Here is a 15,692-nt window from a genome sequence, read left to right as displayed (position 1 = left end):
TCGAAGATTCGGAAGCTAGCTTGGAGCGATTGAATCGTCTGTTAACTGAGTAGTGTAACGACTTATTATTAAATAAGCATTGTGAGTCAAGTCAGCTCATTCTCTCTCACCCCCACCGATACCTCAAATCAGGCAAGCCTTCTTCATTCTTTGAATCTCCTCCGATAATTTCAAAACCGTGTTTTTCGTAGAAGTGTCGGGCATTCAGGTTTTGTTCGAAGGTGTTGAGTTCCAGTGTGGTGGTGCACAGGTCTTTTGCCCGTTGAATAAACTGGCTGCCGATTCTCTGGCGTTGGTAGTCGGGGTGGATGTAAAGTTGGTTGATTTCGGTGGCATTGAATACGAAGATACCGATGATTTGTCCGGTCGAGGTTTCCCGTGCGAATTGCACAGTGAAATCGGGTACCAGAATTTCAGTTAAAAAATAACGGTAGCTGTCTAAATCGTGCTGATCTGCAATGCCCAGCGCATGGTGTTTGCTGGCGCGCCACATTGTGATGGCGGATTCTACATAGCGATCGTCGTACTCAATTAGGTCGATGTTCACTGTTGATTCGAGTCCTGTTCGGGTTATTCATCCGGGTGCTTGGCCAGAGAGCGCCAGAGCATTTCGAACAGTTCCGGGGCTTGGGCCACGATGGATTCCTGGGCACCGCGCACGGCGTACATTTGGCATACGCGCAACAAGACACCATAAATATAATCGAGCAAGAGCAATTCGCTGACTTTGTCCGTTAATATACCCAGTTCCCGGCCTTCCCTTAAAACCGTTAAAAATGTATTGGTGAGCTGTTTCTGGCTGTCGGTAACATCGGAGCCCCAGTTTCCGGGATAGACTGAATTAATCATCATATGTGTTACTTGTCGTTCTGACTCACAGAACTCCAGCACCACCCAAAATACCTTTCTCAATTTGTCTTTGTAGGTTTCGATTGCCTGCAAGTGATCAAACATGCGTACGGCGAGCTTGCTGAGGCTGGATTGGACACAGGCGTCGCGAATGGCTTCTTTGGTGCCGTAATATTTGTACAGCGTTTGCAATGACGCACCAGCCTGATTGGCAATCTCGGACAGCGTAACCCGATGAAATTCTTTTTGTGACAGTACTTCGATTGCCGCCTGTTCGATACGCTCACGAACCTTCGGATTCTGTTCGGATATGGGTATCAAAATGTTCTTTTTTTCCGTTGGCATCATAATGCTCCCTAAATTACCTGGTGTGTAATATGGATTACACTTATGCAATTCCTGATTTTGCTTAATATATTATTCTTGACCTGAATAGTCTATTTTACTAGCTTACATTTAGTTGTACATGCGTACCATGAGTGTAATTTGAATTACACTCATGGTTAAAATATTACAGAATTTATTGAATATAGGGATGCTATGGTTAAGCCGATTAAACTCGCGAATAAAAACGGGCGTGTTGCTGTTGTGGATGGATTGCGAACACCGTTTGCGCGTATAGCGACCCATTATCGTGATTTAAATGCGATTGATTTAGGTTCGATGGTGGTTTCCGAGCTGCTTGCTCGAAACAGTTTAAAACCCTCTGATGTTGACCAGCTTGTGTTTGGTATGACGGTTATGATTCCTGAGGCCCCGTTTATTGCCCGCGAAGTGGCGCTGGCATGCGGGATGGAGGATGTGGATGCGTATTCGATCACTCGCGCCTGCGCAACCAGTTTTCAGACCGTAGCCAGTGCTACGGAAAGCATTCTGGCGGGTACGGCAGGGATTGTGATAGCCGGTGGGACAGATTCTACCACCAGTGCACGGTTGCCCATGTCGACCAAATTTTCTGCCGTAATGCGGGATATCAATTTTGCGAAAACCACTGCCGAGCGTTTGAAGCTGTTGGCACGCTTGAAGCCAAAGGATATTTTACCCCTTGCACCATCGATTACGGAGTACTCGGTGGGGGAAACCATGGGCGAGAGCTGTGAAAAAATGGTGAAAAAATGGTCCGTCAGTCGCAGTGAGCAGGATGATCTGGCCCATGCCTCCCACAGCAATGCCGCAGCAGCCTGGCGCAACGGTTATATGGACAAGCAAGTGATGACGGCGTTTCTGGATGCCGGTTCTACCCCCCTCAAAGAAGATAATTTGATCCGTATGAATTCCGAAAGACCCGGCTATGATCGCCTGAAACCTTGTTATGACCGCACGACCGGTACCGTAACCGCCGGTAATGCCAGTCCGTTGACGGATGGTGCCGGGGCATTGTTGCTGATGAGTGAAAAGCAGGCGGAAACGCTGGGTCTTGAGCCCCTTGGTTTTATTCGCAGCTATGCATTTGCAGCGAAAACACCGAAGGATGATTTGTTGATGGGACCGGTGGCTGCCACCCCAGTGGCAATGGATCGCGCCGGTGTGGCGTTGTCTGATTTGATTACGATTGATATGCATGAAGCATTTGCGGGCCAGGTGGCCTGTAACATTCGGGGACTGGAATCAAATGACTATGCCCAGAATGTTTTGGGGAGAAAGCAGTCTCTGGGTGAGATCAACCGGGATATTCTGAATGTGAATGGCGGTTCAATTGCGTTTGGGCATCCATTTGGCGCGACCGGCGCACGGGTGATCAGCCAGGCGCTCCATGAGTTGAAACGCCGCGGTGGCGGGCTGGGCCTGACCACGGCCTGCGCGGCAGGCGGTATTGGAGCGGCAATGGTACTGGAGTCGGAATAAGCGTGCTGGAATCCAATTTAGGAATAAGGTTATGAATGCAAAAGTAGAGTTACCCAATAGCGCGTTTTCCCTGAAACTCCGGGAAGATGCGATTGGTGTCATTGAAATCAACGTGCCCGGTGATGCCCAAAATACCCTTAAAGCTGAATTTGCAGATGAATTTGAAGTGCTGTTCAGTGAGCTGCAAGCGCAAACCGGTTTGCAAGGGCTGGTTTTGATTTCGACTAAACCCGGCTCTTTTGTTGCGGGTGCCGATATTAATTTGTTTGATCATGCTCAATCGGCAGACGAAGTATCCGACCTTTCAAGACTGTGCCAGAAAACTTTCCAGCGTTTGGAAGACTTGCAGATCCCCGTTGTTGCGGCCATAGATGGCGCTTGCTTGGGCGGCGGCTTGGAATTGGCGATGGCCTGTCATTACCGAATCGCGACATCCAACTCGTCGACGGTTTTGGGCTTGCCTGAAGTGATGCTGGGTTTATTGCCCGCAGGCGGCGGCACGCAGAGATTGCCTCGATTAGTAGGCATAGCCAAAGCGTTGGATATGATGCTCACCGGGCGCCAGCTTAAGGCCAAACAAGCACTGGGCATGGGCTTGGTCGATGCAGTGGTCGAACCCGAGGCGCTTCTGGTTAAAGCCGTTGCGATGGCGAAACCCCGAGGCAAACGCAAAGTGGTCAACGGCGGCTTTTCCATTCCTGTATCTACAGACGATCTAATGGCCCTGGCACTGGAAAAAAATGCCATGGGGCGTAAAGTCCTGTTTGATCAGGCGGGGAAAAAAGCCGCGGGGAAAACCCTGGGCAACTATCCCGCCCCCGAGAAAATTATTCGGGCCGTAGCCGCCGGTTATCGATCCGGTCTCGCGGCAGGTTATGAAGCGGAAGCGATGGCGTTTGGTGAATTGGCCATGAGTGCGGTTTCCGGTCAGCTGCGTAACATCTTCCATGCGACCAATGAACTCAAAAAAGAGACCTTCGTGGGGGATGACAGGGTGGTACCCCGTCCGGTTAAACAAATTGCGGTTTTGGGTGCCGGGTTGATGGGGGCGGGTATTGCATTGAACACGGTGAGTAAAACCGGATTACCGGTGCGTCTTAAGGATCGTGATGCGAAGGGGTTGTCCCATGGCGTGAGTTATGTCCGCAAGTTCTATGACAAACGGGTGAAACTGGGGGCGATGACGGCATTCGATGCCCAGGCGAAACAAGCCCAAATGACCGTGACCGAAGATTACCGTGGTTTTGCCCATGCCGATCTGGTGATCGAGGCGGTATTTGAAGATCTGGCCTTGAAACACCAGATGCTGAAGGATACCGAGTCCCACGGTCATCAACAGACCATTTTTGCATCCAATACCTCGTCCATTCCCATTAGCGATATTGCCAAAGCGGCAGCCCGTCCGGAAAACGTAATTGGTATGCACTACTTTTCACCCGTAGAAAAAATGCCCCTATTGGAGATTATTACCCACGAGCAAACCGCGCCGGAAGTTACCGCAGCCTGTGTTGAGTTCGGCAAGGCGCAAGGCAAAACCGTGATTGTGGTTAAAGATGGTCCGGGCTTTTATACCACCCGGATTCTGGCGCCTTACTTGAATGAAGCCAGCCGGTTACTGCTGGAAGGTTTTGGCCCTAAAGACCTGGATAAAGCCCTGATGCAACTGGGTTACCCGGTAGGACCTATTACCCTGCTGGATGAAGTGGGGATTGATGTGGGTACCAAAGTCGGGCCGATACTGGAAGCAGCTTTTGGTGAGCGTATGGCTTCCCCGGAAGCGGCGAATCTGATGATCGAGAATGGTTTCCTCGGTCGCAAGGCAGGCAAGGGGTTCTATCTGTACGGACCCGAACATAAGGGCAAACCGGTCAATGATGCAGTTTACAACGTGATGGGCGTTTCGGCATCCCGAAAAAATAACACTGCGGCAGAATTGCAGGAAGCGGCGGAGCGCTGTAACTGGATGCTGATAAACGAGGCGGCATTCTGCCTTCAAGAAGGTATTTTACAGCAGCCTATGCACGGTGATATTGGTGCCATTTTTGGTTTGGGCTTTCCGCCATTTTTGGGTGGGCCATTCCGTTATATGGACACCTTAGGTCTGGATAAGACGCTTACTCGCTTGGAGCAGCTTGCGGCGACCTATGGCAAGCGTTTTGAGCCGGCACCAATCATCCGTGATATGGCGGCCAAGAAACAAACCTTTTACCCCGCTCGATAGTATGGAGAGCTGATTATGTTTGCTTCACTCATGAATTGGATGCGGGACAACAATATCCTCCCGCAAATTTCCGATACGGAGCGTCAGGCACTCGAAGCTGGCGATGTCTGGATTGATGGCCAGTTTTTCTCCGGTGCCGTCGATTTCGATTCAATTATCAAAGAGCCTTACGACAAATTACCGGCCCATGAACAGGCGTTTCTGGATGGCCCCTGCGAACAGCTCCTCGACATGGCTGACGCCTACAAAATGCAGCGTACGCGTATTGTACCCGACGAGATTATGCATTTTATGGCGGACAATGGCTTTTTCGCACTGCAAATTGACGAAAAGTATGGCGGTAAGCCGTTTTCGACCCAGGGCAAGTCAGCGGTGATGGCGAAAATAACACCCCATTCCGGTGTGTTGAGTTCTCTGGTGGTGATACCGAATTCTCTCGGGGCTGCTGAGTTACTGGGCCATTACGGGACCGAGGCGCAAAAAGCGCATTACTTACCGAAGCTCGCCAACGGAGAATACATTCCCTGTTTTGGTTTGACGGAACCCACCGCTGGCTCGGATGCAGCCTCGATTAAAGCAGAAGGGGAAGTGTTCCGTGCGGACGATGACAGTATTCAAATTCGAATGAATTTTCGGAAACGCTACATTACGTTAGCCCCGATCGCGAACCTGATATCCCTCGCTGTGCGTTTGCACGATCCGGATAATCTACTGGGTAAAGGCGAGGATGCCGGCATTACTGTTGTGTTATTGGAGAAGGGACTTCCCGGTTTACATATTGGTGATCACCATGAACCTATTGGTGAGTTTTTCGCTAATGGGCCTATTGTCGGGCGTGATGTGGTGGTTCCGGTGGAGCAGGTTCTAGGAGGACAGGACTATGTCGGCCAGGGCTGGCGGATGTTAATGGAGTCTCTGGCTGGAGGTCGAATGGTATCCCTTCCGGCAACTGGAATCAGCGCGATGCGCGTCGCTGCAGCCGCTACGGGAGCGTATTCCATGGTGCGGCATCAGTTCGGCATCCCCATTGGCCGGATGGAAGGCGTTGAAACCAAAGTCGGTAAAATGGCGTCGTTGAGTTATATGTTCGAAGCAGCACGGGTATTTGGTTGTTCTGCTGTTGATCATGGTGTGCAGCCTCCCGTGACCTCTGCGATTATGAAGGTCTATTCCACGGAATGTGCCCGTGAGGTGGGTACCGATGCTATGGATATTATGGCCGGTTCTGCAGTGATGCAGGGGCCCAATAATATTCTGGGCCGGGGTTATTGTTCCGCACCGGTGGCGATTACCGTTGAAGGGGCCAATATCATGAGTCGGACGCTGATGATATTCGGTCAGGGGGCTACCCGTTGTCATCCCCATGCTTATCATGTGGTAGAGGCGGTCGAGAAAAACGACACAGACGCATTCAAGCGTTCGCTATTGGGATGGTTGAAGCAATTTTCCCTTGGTATTTTGTTGACGTTTATCGCGGGTCTTACCCGAGGTTATCTGGGGGTAAAAGCACCCCGTTCGGTGGCATCTGATACACGGCATTACTACCGTCGGCTGGGATGGGCCGCACGTCGATTTGGTTTGATGACAAATCTGGCGATGTTTTTCATTGGTGGCAAATTGAAGGCGCGGGGTAATCTAACTGGACGCTATGCCGATATTGTCGCCTGGTTGTATATTGCCACTGCAACACTACGACGGTATGAGGCAGAAGGTCGTCGCCAGGAAGACCGGGTGCTGGTCGATTATGGCGTTCAATATGCCCTCGCCCAGATTCAACATGCTTATGAAGGCCTGTACGAGAATTTTGATGGGGCCCTGGGGTGGTTTTTCCGGACAGTTGGACGCATCGGGATTGGTGTTAATCCGTTGGCGAAGATGCCTACCGATCAGCAGGCCAATGCCGCAGCACAGCCGTTACAGCGTTATGATGCGCAGTTCCTGCGCCTCTACGAGGGCATGTATTTGCCCAAAGACACGGAAGTTGGCTTGGGACGTCTGTTCAATGCGTTTCAGCTTTATCACGAAGCAGAGCCCGTTCGGGTGAAAATTAAGGATGCGCAAAAAAGTGCACGACTGGTACGGGGCAAGGTGGATGCTGTGGCTGAACAGGCCTGTGCCTTGGGCGTGATCAGTGCTGCAGAATATGCGTTGTTGAAAAGCTGTCAGGAAGCATGCCTGAGAGCGATAGAAGTGGATGTTTTCACCCGTGAAGAGTTTGTGGGTCAGCAACCCCATGGTGTTACGGCAACGGGAAATGGAGGCCAGCGCCCTGAAACCGAAACCCCCTTAATGCAAGCTGCAGATGTTGCCTAGGCGCTGATTTTACCTGCCTTTGTTGTATTGTACATCTCGCTCGTGCCCCGTGTGTTTTACCTTCTGTTCGGGGCTAGCGAGGTGTGCAGACAACAATATTCATCACCTTTTCCACATTCTCTCCGGTATTGCTGACCCCGGTCTCCACATGCTGTTGAATATCAATCGGATTGAAACCCGCGGAACGGAGCAGTTCCGTTACATCCTCTGCGCCATACAACGAGAAACCATAAGGGGTGAAGGAGAGTTCTTGCATAAAGGTCCGATCACCGAAGCCAATACAGAAGCGTCCGGTTGGTTTGATAACCCGCTTTAATTCATTGAGATGTTCCAATGGCCGTTCCCAGAAATACAGGGTGTGGACACAAAATACCTTGTCAAATTGTTGTGCCTTGAAGGGCAAGTTATTTGAGTTACCTTGATAGAATTGTGCCTGATTCTGGGTAAGCAATTGTTCATTTTTTAGTTTGGCTTCAGACACCATATCGGCTGACCAATCCACCCCGGTGTAGTGAATGTCTTGCGCGGCATTCACAATACGGGCTGCAAATGCGCCATTTCCGGGGCCTATTTCCAGAACCTTGTCTTGGTCTGACAGTTGTAATAAATCGATACACAGGTGATTGGTGGATTGATTCGCTTTATTCATCTGCTGGGCGACTTCTTTGGCTTCTGCACCATTCGGACAGCGAAGCTGGTTGGCAATTTCCTGTGGTTCCATGTTTTCTCCAGTGTTACTGCATTGAAACACCTGAACGTGAAAGATCAGGGAATCTCCTGGCTTTTTTGTGCCCCGGTTATTGTTCTGAATGTCAGGGACTTAAAAGCACTTATTAAGAAAAACATTAAATGTAATGATAAATATTATCGATTACAACTGTAGGAAGGTTGGATGGGGAAAAAAGAGCAAAAGGGGGATACAGCCTAATCCATAGTAGGTAGGCTGTATTGGGCTGATATTGAACGCATATTTATAGTGCGTACATTTTAGCAAGGCGCTGAATTTGCCTGTGATCCCAGACGATACAAGCTCATCGATTGGGTTAGCGCGAAGTGCTGAGAGTTGCAAACAACGGTATTTGTATGAATAAAGCTGCCATTGGCGATACTTGGATGGTTGTATACAAAACCATGTAAGCTACCTTTGCGTATGTACCAGGAATCCAGTGTCGGTACATTGAGATCGTTGACACCGTTATCACCCGGTAGCGTCAGATCTCCGGCATCAATTTGCTGAATGCTGTGTTTGGGTTCGGATTCGGTGTTCATGATTGACTCCGGTTTTTTGAGCACCCCGTGAAAGTGAGCTTTTCATGAGGTGCCGGATTGTGTTACGTACTAGTTAATCATTTGCTCTGATTGGTGAACCACCAGTTGGTTCTGCACCCGATTTACGCCCTGGGTATTCGCGGCAATACGCCCGGCAAGTTCTTTCTGTATTTCCGATTCAACTTCGCCTTCCAGCGTTACCGTTGCAGCATCGGTGTCTACATTGACATCCATCGCTTTTATGGAATTGCTGCGCAATAGCTTGGTTTTGATTGATGCCGTTATGGATGCATCTTCGAGTGTGCCCAGGAAGCTTTTTTCCGTTTCAGTACGCGCCGATTCGGAAGCTGTAACCTGAGTTACCTTGATTTGATTCTCGACATTCTCAATGCCATCCATTCCCTGAGCGATTTCTTCTGCCAGTTCCTTTTCGATTTCGGAGGAAACGTCACCGGAAAGAATGGCGGTTTTGTCCTCGATCTCCACGTCCAGGCTGAAACCATCAAGGTGTGTATTCAACAAATAGGTTGCTTCCAGCCGCCCTTCACGCCAGCCGTCCTGAAATGCCTGTTTGGTTTCATCCGAAATCAGGCCTTGCTCAGCCTGCGCATCGGTTTGCGCTGCGGCATTCAGACTCAGTGGAGCGGATAAAGTGGTGAATAAAAGTACCGCTGACATGCTGTGTTTGCTAAAAATCATTGTAGCCTCCTTGATACGACCTTAATTTTAGGTTCAATAGTGCAGGAGCAGGATGCGTGCCAGAAAAATTGACTAATAAATGGCCTGAAATGGGTGGTAATGCTGAAAAATTAGCTAAAAAAGCCATCTTTCATCGTCAAAAATGGCCGTAAATATTGTATGTGTTGCAAAAATGCAACAGGCTAAACTGTTGATATGCGGTTGGATATCAAATTAATGATAGTGATGGTTATTTTTTTGCAACCGCATTAGCCAGCAAAATGATTGGCGAATTTAGTCTTTCGCGGGTTTCTCCTGTTGTGAGGGGGTCTCGGTCTGATTGTTTTTCTGGTCGCCGAGTATTTTTGTGGCCGGGCAGATTTTGAACGCCGGGCAGCTTGGGCAGCCTACTGCCATTGCGATTGGACAAAGTGTCATAAGGTGGTCTCCTTGAGGTTCTGATATTCAGATTGTGGTCAGTTTTGACTCATTATTGTGATAAGTGACAATGGTCCGATGTTGCCTTACTTAAGGTTGCGTTGTTGTTTTAGGTATTTTTGTAGCGACAGACTGGCTTTTTTGAACGTTCTGGCCAGAAATGCGCGTCCCACGGGGCCCGATATGGTCAACGGAAATGTCGGGTCGTAGGCGACGGTATAGGTAAATCGTGTGGTGTCAGCATTCACTGGTTGTAAATCATAAACCTCAACCAGCGTTTTAACGAAGGGTAGATTGGTCCCGGTGAAATAAAACGCGAAGCGCTGGTTGGTTTGCCATTCGAAGAAATATTCATCGACACTTAATAAACCCAGATTCACTGTTCGAGTGGTTCCCACTCCGTAGGGCTTGCTGCTGGTCCATTTAACTTTTGTGATGGCTTTATACCATTTTGGCCAGCTGTCTCCATCTTCGAACAGCGCGAAAATTTCTTCCGGTGTTGCGGGTAAATCTACGGTATTGATTTCAATGCAGGGGGCTGTTTCCAGAAATTCCAGCGATGCAGGATTACATTTCGGCATGGTATTCCGTTCCTGTTAAATTAAAGTATGTTATCGACCCGTCAGGTTTTTACGGGCCTATTCGAGTTGTCTACCGGCCATTTTTCCCGAGCAACATCGGAACCAGCGTGGTCGTGGCAAACTGCCGGGTTGTATCGTCATCATGCAAGTTATTGTGGCCATCGGGTAGCAGTACGAAGGATGAAAAGAGTCGAGCCGCAACATCTCCAGCGGTATCGGCATCCAGATGTTTAGCTTGTCCATACTCTTGTGCCCAACGAATGGTGTCTGCCATAAAGGTGGCTCCAGTACGCAGTAATGCCGCATCATTGGCAAGGGCGATGGTAATGAGTGTACCGGGCTCATATTTTACCGTTCTTGCAATGACAGGATGCTCCCGTGCGAAACGTATGGCTGCAACGAAGCCCTCAACCAACAACGTTTCCGGGTCTGATATCCCGGCGACTGCTGTGGATAGTTTGTCCATTAGATGTTTGGCTTCGCGCATGGCCAGTGCGGTCTGCAACTGGTCCCGGTTACCCACCTGACGATAGATGGTGGCACGATTCAAGCGTGAGCGACGGGCTACGCCTTCGATCGTCAAACCATGCAGTCCTTGCGCGGCGGCTTCTTCCAATGCCGCATCCAGAATCCGCTTCTGGGTCTCGTCAAATGATGTATTGCGGGCTTCCTGTAACAAGTTGATCAAGTCGACTGTAGACAATTAGGGCTGACTCCGTTACCTGAATTGCAGCAGTCTCCCGGCGCCCGGGTCTTTCGGTGCGTGATCCGCGGGCGTTTCAGGACGGTCTGCAATATCTTTCGCGTATTGTTCTCTCGGCGTTGGCAGTTTTGCTTTTTTCCACGCCGCTTTCGGTGCCACAGTATTCGGATTATCAGGGGTTAAGTCCAGTAAAATGGGGGCGATTATTTTAGCTGTACTGGGTGAGAGCAACTCAATGATACTGAGTTGCTGTGTGTTGGGCAGTTGTGCAATCGCACCCAGTGCCAGGCGCATGATCGTAATCGCGGCCAGATCTTCCAGTTGATTTTGTCTGACGCCACCCATGCGTCGCATCCATTTTGGCAGAGTTGCGATTGTTGAGGTGCGGAACAGATAACGTAATGCAGGGCGAAAAGGTTTTAACAGTTAACGAAATACTTGACTAAACCTACTCATATACAGTAGTTTGTACAGTATTGTTTTCTCATGGATGGAGGTGATGATCATGGCTGAATTTCTATCGATAGGCGCTGCCGCTTTTCTGCTGGGGGTGGCCGTTTCCACCCTTCGTCGCTGGGAAAAAGAATCACGATTTTTCTCAGATTTCCGTACGCCTGGTGGCCATCGTCGTAAAAATCAACGAGCCATCGCCTAGTGGATACGCCAACGAAAACACTCACCTTTGAAACCCGGCTTGATTTGATTCATGAGCAGGATGCGGCATTGTGCCAATATGCCGAGCTGTGGAATCAAGTGAAGTTTCGTTGGTTTGCTAACTTACAAAAGCCTAAAGCCCAGCAATTGAATCGTACCCAGTTTATGCATGAAATTGGGATGCCTTTCAGCTACCGGGTATTTCAAGGCGTCCGGCAAAGCATTAAAGGTTTAATCCAGTCTTACCAAACCAATCGAAACAACCGATTGGTGACGCTGGACGTTAAAATCAAACAGCTGGAGAAAACGCTCAACAAGCTAAAGAAGCGCTGTGATCATGTTGCAGAGAAAGGCTGCCCGCAACAGGCAAAACAACTTCGCAACAGGCTACGACAGAAAGAAGTAAAACTGCGTCGTTGGCAGCAAAAGCAGTCCGCCTTGGTGGCCGAAAAACAGGAAAACAAAACACCGATTTGTTTTGGTGGTCGAAAGCTGCTGAAAGAGCGTCAAGCGTTAGAAACGGGTTCGGCCATTGAAGGCTGGAAACAACGCTGGCACGAAGCACGACACCGCGAATTTCTATTAGTGGGTTCTCATGATGAATCCTGGGGCTGTCAAAATGCCCAGCTATCGCCCAGTGAGCAAGAAGATGCTTACCAACTAAAACTCTTGGTGCCCCATCAATTACGCGCCACGTTTGGCACGACCATTAACATTGATCGCCTGCAATTCAAGCATGGTAAGGCGGCGATTGCCCAAGCCGTTTGGCAGAATCAGGTTAAAAAACACGATAAATCAGTCAAAGGGCAGCCCCTGAGTTTTCGATTTAAGCGAGACAAAAAAGGTTGGCGGTTACTCGTTAGCGTGGAAGTGGCAGGACCAACAGCGCAAGCAGAGTGGATCGATGCTGATCAAGGTGTCATTGGTGTGGATGTCAACCCGGATCACTTAGCGGTCGTCGAGCTGGATCGAAACGGTAACCCACTGCAACACCGAACGTTTGACTTACCGTTACACTATAAGAATGATGCTCAACGGGCAGCTATTATTGGGGATGCCGTGCGAGACCTGATGGACTTTGCCGCACAGCACAGTAAAGCGGTGGTGATCGAAAAGCTGGATTTTCAGCAAAAGAAATGGCAATACCAAAAGCAGGATCATCCTCAGTATGCCCGCATGTTGAATGCCTTTGCTTACGGTAAGATCAAGGACTTGATTGAAACGCAAAGCATAAAACGCGGCATACGCCTTTATCACGTCAATCCGGCTTATACCTCATTACTGGGGCGGATGAAGTATCGTGATCGACACGGTTTTTCAGATCACCATGCAGCCGCGCTAGTGATTGGTCGTCGGCATTATGGCTTTAAAGAAAAGCCGCCAAAACAACTCATTGGTATTAACGCGAAGGGTACCGTTAAGACCGAGTATCCGCCTGTAAGGATGGCGCTCGGGGATTATCAGTATTACCACAAACTTCAGCGTTGGTACCAACCACTCGAAAAATCATTAGATTTTCTGAGTGGTTGGCGTCACTTTCGTCGTGTGAATCGGGTTAGTTACTCCGTCGAGGCTCGCCTTGATGGTAGACCGGGCATGAGTCCCGACTTGATTCAGGAAAGCACTCCACTGCTTTCCGCGCACCCTGCGCTGTAGGGATAGGCTCGTTTAAACCTTGAGTAGGTTTAAGCAGGTTTATGATAACGGTATTGAAAGACTTTCCATACCACTGAGTCGGGACCGAAAAAGCCATAGTCACGATAAGCTTGAACCGTATTTTTATTAAGTGTTTTTGCCATGAGAGATGCTCCGAATTTAGCATTAATTGCAACATATAAACAAAATGTGATGCATATGTATATGGTGTTGTATGGTGAAAGTCAACGTTGCAGCGCGCTGGATTGGGGAGGGCATGAAACGGGTTGGCATTGATTTTCACGAGGGAGAGTTGTTAACTTTGTCGCTATCGAGAGGGGGACGCGCACAGTAATAGATCGTGCTGAGCGGATGTAATCAAGGGATAAACGGACAATACGGCTAAACAGATGACAAGGATTAATAAATCATGCGAAGCGATTTTGGCGTAAAACGGATCTTCAAAACGGTTGTCGCGGGGACGATGCTCGCATCAATGACGAGTAGCGTTTTTGCCACTGAGAGTGATGCCGGACAAACGTTACTGGTTCTGGATGCTTCCGGATCGATGTGGGGGCAAATAGAGGGACGCAGTAAAATAGAGATCGCCAGAAGCACAATTGATGACGTGAGTGCGGTTTTCGATGTTGATCGCGCCATCGGCTTGATGGCCTATGGCCATCGGAACAAAGGTGATTGTTCTGATATTGAATTACTGTTAGCACCAGAGCAGGGTGCGATCGGGAATGTGGTATCCGCTGTGAAGGCAATTCGTCCAAAGGGGAAAACCCCATTGACCTATGCCGTTGTCCAGGCGGCAGACATACTGGCAAGTCAAACACGTCCTGCCACGGTGATTCTGGTAACCGACGGGGTTGAGACCTGCGGCAAAGATCCCTGCGCGGTGGCACGAAGTCTGGAGCAAAAAGGAGTCGACTTTACTGCCCATGTCATCGGTTTCGGTCTCGATGCCGAGGAAGGAAAACAGGTGGCCTGTGTGGCGGAGGCGACCGGAGGACAGTTTTTCCTAGCTGAGGATGGCCAAGGGTTAGCCGAATCGTTGCGCAGGGTTGCACAGGAAAAGCCCGAACCTGAGAGCGAGACAATCCCAAGCGCAACCTTGAATGGGCCGGAAGCTGATCCCGTTATCGGTTCCGCATTCAATGTGCGCTGGACTGGCCCTGATGGCAAGCAGGATTATGTGGATATTGTGCCGAAGGGGTATCGCGAAACCTATGGTGAGCTTTCATATGCCTGGGTCAGAAGTGGTCAGCCCGGAACGATTAAAGCGCCGGGTGACCCTGGCGAGTATGAATTGCGCTATGTTTGGCAAGGCAAAAACAAAAAACATGTTTTAGCCCGAGAAGCTCTGCATGTTCGGGACAGTGATGTTGCCCTGATCGCACCAAAAGAAGCCAATGCCGGAGCGATGTTCGCGGTACAGTGGCGTGGACCCGGCGGCAAAGGGGATTACATTGATCTTGTCGATTCTGGTGTGACTGAAACAGCAGGTGAATTAGCCTATGCCTATGTGGAACGTCATGACCGTGAGTCTCAAGACCGTGTGACTCTGCAAGCACCAAGAAGTGCCGGACAGTATGATATTCGTTACATCATGGAAGCGCCTGATGGTCGAAAGCGACTGGTTGCAGAACCTATCACTATTCTGGCGGCTAAAGCTTCACTGGCGGTTGAGGATCGTATCCGTGCGGGAGCAGAATTCCCTGTTTATTGGACGGGCCCGGGGGCACCTCAGGATTATATTGATCTGGTACCGCAGGGCTACACGGATACGGCCGGTGAACTCAGCTATTTTTATACAAAATCGGCACCGGAGAGCGGATCGTTACGCGCGCCCGCCAAGCCTGGAAATTATACGGTCCGTTATATTTTGCAAGCCAGTGACGGACGGGAAGTGTTAACCAGGCAGGATATTCTGGTTGAAGATGTCGAAGCCCGGCTGACGCTGGCACAATCCGTTTCAATGGGGGCAGCTTTAGAGGTCTCCTGGAATGGGCCGGATGGAAAAGGTGATTATATTGATCTGGTACCAGCAGGTTACAGTGATACTTCAGGGGAGCTGAGCTACTTTTATACCCGGTCTGCACCGGAAAAGGGGGCACTGAAGGTGCCAGGCAAGCCGGGAAATTATCAGGTTCGGTATGTCATGGAAGGCGCGACAGGGCGAAGGGTTGTGGCCAGTGAGTCGATTACCGTCGAAAAAGCCTCGGCAACGCTTGAGTTTCCCGCTGAAGTTCCTGTTGGAGAACGATTCTCCGTCACCTGGTCAGGCCCCAGTGCTCAAGGTGACTATGTCGATCTCGTTCCTGCCGGATATGGTGAGACCTTTGGCGAGCTGAGCTATTTCTATACCGCGTCCGCACCCGGGGCCGGGATGCTTCAGGCCCCGGATTCTGCAGGGGAATACCGTATTCGGTATATACTCGAAGCCGCAGATGGTCGGGTTGTGCTGATCCAGAAAGCGGTTCGCGTCGTGACGAACTAG

15 protein-coding genes are annotated in these 15,692 nt (G+C 49.9%); 6 read left to right on the top strand and 9 right to left on the bottom strand.

Features of this window, described 5'->3' with window-relative positions; translation table 11 throughout:
• Positions 1 to 106: 106 nt before the first annotated feature.
• Both OLMES_RS25160 and OLMES_RS25155 read right to left on the bottom strand, forming a co-directional pair.
• Positions 107 to 547 carry a GNAT family N-acetyltransferase gene (locus OLMES_RS25160; RefSeq protein ID WP_087463788.1) on the bottom strand — a complete coding sequence of 147 codons (441 nt, stop codon included), beginning with the start codon at positions 545 to 547 and terminating at the stop codon, positions 107 to 109.
• A gap of 23 nt (positions 548 to 570) precedes the next feature.
• Entirely contained in the window at positions 571 to 1,197 is a 627-nt protein-coding gene (locus OLMES_RS25155) for a TetR/AcrR family transcriptional regulator (protein WP_232465206.1), read from the bottom strand.
• A 192-nt stretch (positions 1,198 to 1,389) separates the two neighbouring features.
• On the opposite strand from OLMES_RS25155, the gene fadI reads away from it, so the two are divergent.
• The 3 genes from fadI to OLMES_RS25140 are packed head-to-tail and all read left to right on the top strand — an operon-like array spanning position 1,390 to position 7,228.
• Positions 1,390 to 2,694 carry an acetyl-CoA C-acyltransferase FadI gene (fadI, locus tag OLMES_RS25150; protein ID WP_087463787.1) on the top strand — a complete coding sequence of 435 codons (1,305 nt, stop codon included), beginning with the start codon at positions 1,390 to 1,392 and terminating at the stop codon, positions 2,692 to 2,694.
• Positions 2,695 to 2,725: 31 nt separating this feature from the next.
• Entirely contained in the window at positions 2,726 to 4,915 is a 2,190-nt protein-coding gene (gene fadJ, locus OLMES_RS25145; RefSeq protein WP_087463786.1) for a fatty acid oxidation complex subunit alpha FadJ, read from the top strand.
• 15 nt (positions 4,916 to 4,930) lie between these two features.
• Positions 4,931 to 7,228: an acyl-CoA dehydrogenase gene (locus tag OLMES_RS25140; RefSeq protein ID WP_087463785.1), complete on the top strand. Its 2,298-nt coding sequence runs from the start codon at positions 4,931 to 4,933 to the stop codon at positions 7,226 to 7,228.
• A gap of 73 nt (positions 7,229 to 7,301) precedes the next feature.
• Here OLMES_RS25140 and OLMES_RS25135 read toward each other — a convergent pair whose 3' ends face one another.
• From OLMES_RS25135 to OLMES_RS25110, 7 genes are all read right to left on the bottom strand, one after another.
• Positions 7,302 to 7,949, bottom strand: coding sequence for a class I SAM-dependent methyltransferase (locus OLMES_RS25135; protein ID WP_087463784.1), 648 nt, complete (start codon positions 7,947 to 7,949; stop codon positions 7,302 to 7,304).
• Between the two features lie 266 nt (positions 7,950 to 8,215).
• Positions 8,216 to 8,497, bottom strand: coding sequence for a hypothetical protein (locus OLMES_RS25130; RefSeq protein WP_087463783.1), 282 nt, complete (start codon positions 8,495 to 8,497; stop codon positions 8,216 to 8,218).
• A 69-nt stretch (positions 8,498 to 8,566) separates the two neighbouring features.
• Positions 8,567 to 9,196 carry a BON domain-containing protein gene (locus OLMES_RS25125; RefSeq protein ID WP_087463782.1) on the bottom strand — a complete coding sequence of 210 codons (630 nt, stop codon included), beginning with the start codon at positions 9,194 to 9,196 and terminating at the stop codon, positions 8,567 to 8,569.
• A 273-nt stretch (positions 9,197 to 9,469) separates the two neighbouring features.
• Positions 9,470 to 9,613 carry a hypothetical protein gene (locus OLMES_RS28420; RefSeq protein ID WP_198343122.1) on the bottom strand — a complete coding sequence of 48 codons (144 nt, stop codon included), beginning with the start codon at positions 9,611 to 9,613 and terminating at the stop codon, positions 9,470 to 9,472.
• Between the two features lie 86 nt (positions 9,614 to 9,699).
• Complete coding sequence (locus tag OLMES_RS25120; protein WP_087463781.1) at positions 9,700 to 10,194, bottom strand: SRPBCC family protein; 495 nt, start codon at positions 10,192 to 10,194, stop codon at positions 9,700 to 9,702.
• A gap of 70 nt (positions 10,195 to 10,264) precedes the next feature.
• Positions 10,265 to 10,897, bottom strand: coding sequence for a TetR/AcrR family transcriptional regulator (locus OLMES_RS25115; RefSeq protein WP_087463780.1), 633 nt, complete (start codon positions 10,895 to 10,897; stop codon positions 10,265 to 10,267).
• Between the two features lie 15 nt (positions 10,898 to 10,912).
• Entirely contained in the window at positions 10,913 to 11,242 is a 330-nt protein-coding gene (locus tag OLMES_RS25110; protein WP_087463779.1) for a hypothetical protein, read from the bottom strand.
• A 160-nt stretch (positions 11,243 to 11,402) separates the two neighbouring features.
• On the opposite strand from OLMES_RS25110, the gene OLMES_RS25105 reads away from it, so the two are divergent.
• The 3 genes from OLMES_RS25105 to OLMES_RS25095 all read left to right on the top strand — a co-directional run bounded on the left by OLMES_RS25105 (position 11,403) and on the right by OLMES_RS25095 (position 15,692).
• Positions 11,403 to 11,552: a MerR family DNA-binding transcriptional regulator gene (locus OLMES_RS25105; RefSeq protein ID WP_157678082.1), complete on the top strand. Its 150-nt coding sequence runs from the start codon at positions 11,403 to 11,405 to the stop codon at positions 11,550 to 11,552.
• Positions 11,552 to 13,207 (top strand): IS200/IS605 family accessory protein TnpB-related protein, encoded by a 1,656-nt coding sequence (locus tag OLMES_RS25100; RefSeq protein ID WP_087463778.1) that lies wholly within the window; start codon positions 11,552 to 11,554, stop codon positions 13,205 to 13,207. The genes OLMES_RS25105 and OLMES_RS25100 overlap by 1 nt, the downstream gene beginning before the upstream one ends.
• A gap of 409 nt (positions 13,208 to 13,616) precedes the next feature.
• The gene (locus tag OLMES_RS25095; protein WP_087463777.1) at positions 13,617 to 15,692 is read left to right on the top strand and encodes a vWA domain-containing protein; all 2,076 of its coding nucleotides are present in this window, start codon (positions 13,617 to 13,619) and stop codon (positions 15,690 to 15,692) included.

The organism is Oleiphilus messinensis (genome assembly GCF_002162375.1).
GTDB lineage: Bacteria > Pseudomonadota > Gammaproteobacteria > Pseudomonadales > Oleiphilaceae > Oleiphilus > Oleiphilus messinensis.
This window is presented reverse-complemented; position numbering and strand designations above follow the sequence as displayed.

What these genes read in the sequence shown, in the direction of transcription:
- OLMES_RS25155 (WP_232465206.1), bottom strand. Translation starts at nt 1,197, where the DNA reads ATGATGCCAACGGAAAAAAAGAACATTTTGATACCCATATCCGAACAG.
- fadI (WP_087463787.1), top strand. Translation starts at nt 1,390, where the DNA reads ATGGTTAAGCCGATTAAACTCGCGAATAAAAACGGGCGTGTTGCTGTT.
- fadJ (WP_087463786.1), top strand. Translation starts at nt 2,726, where the DNA reads ATGAATGCAAAAGTAGAGTTACCCAATAGCGCGTTTTCCCTGAAACTC.
- OLMES_RS25140 (WP_087463785.1), top strand. Translation starts at nt 4,931, where the DNA reads ATGTTTGCTTCACTCATGAATTGGATGCGGGACAACAATATCCTCCCG.
- OLMES_RS25135 (WP_087463784.1), bottom strand. Translation starts at nt 7,949, where the DNA reads ATGGAACCACAGGAAATTGCCAACCAGCTTCGCTGTCCGAATGGTGCA.
- OLMES_RS25130 (WP_087463783.1), bottom strand. Translation starts at nt 8,497, where the DNA reads ATGAACACCGAATCCGAACCCAAACACAGCATTCAGCAAATTGATGCC.
- OLMES_RS25125 (WP_087463782.1), bottom strand. Translation starts at nt 9,196, where the DNA reads ATGATTTTTAGCAAACACAGCATGTCAGCGGTACTTTTATTCACCACT.
- OLMES_RS28420 (WP_198343122.1), bottom strand. Translation starts at nt 9,613, where the DNA reads ATGACACTTTGTCCAATCGCAATGGCAGTAGGCTGCCCAAGCTGCCCG.
- OLMES_RS25120 (WP_087463781.1), bottom strand. Translation starts at nt 10,194, where the DNA reads ATGCCGAAATGTAATCCTGCATCGCTGGAATTTCTGGAAACAGCCCCC.
- OLMES_RS25110 (WP_087463779.1), bottom strand. Translation starts at nt 11,242, where the DNA reads ATGGGTGGCGTCAGACAAAATCAACTGGAAGATCTGGCCGCGATTACG.
- OLMES_RS25105 (WP_157678082.1), top strand. Translation starts at nt 11,403, where the DNA reads ATGGCTGAATTTCTATCGATAGGCGCTGCCGCTTTTCTGCTGGGGGTG.
- OLMES_RS25095 (WP_087463777.1), top strand. Translation starts at nt 13,617, where the DNA reads ATGCGAAGCGATTTTGGCGTAAAACGGATCTTCAAAACGGTTGTCGCG.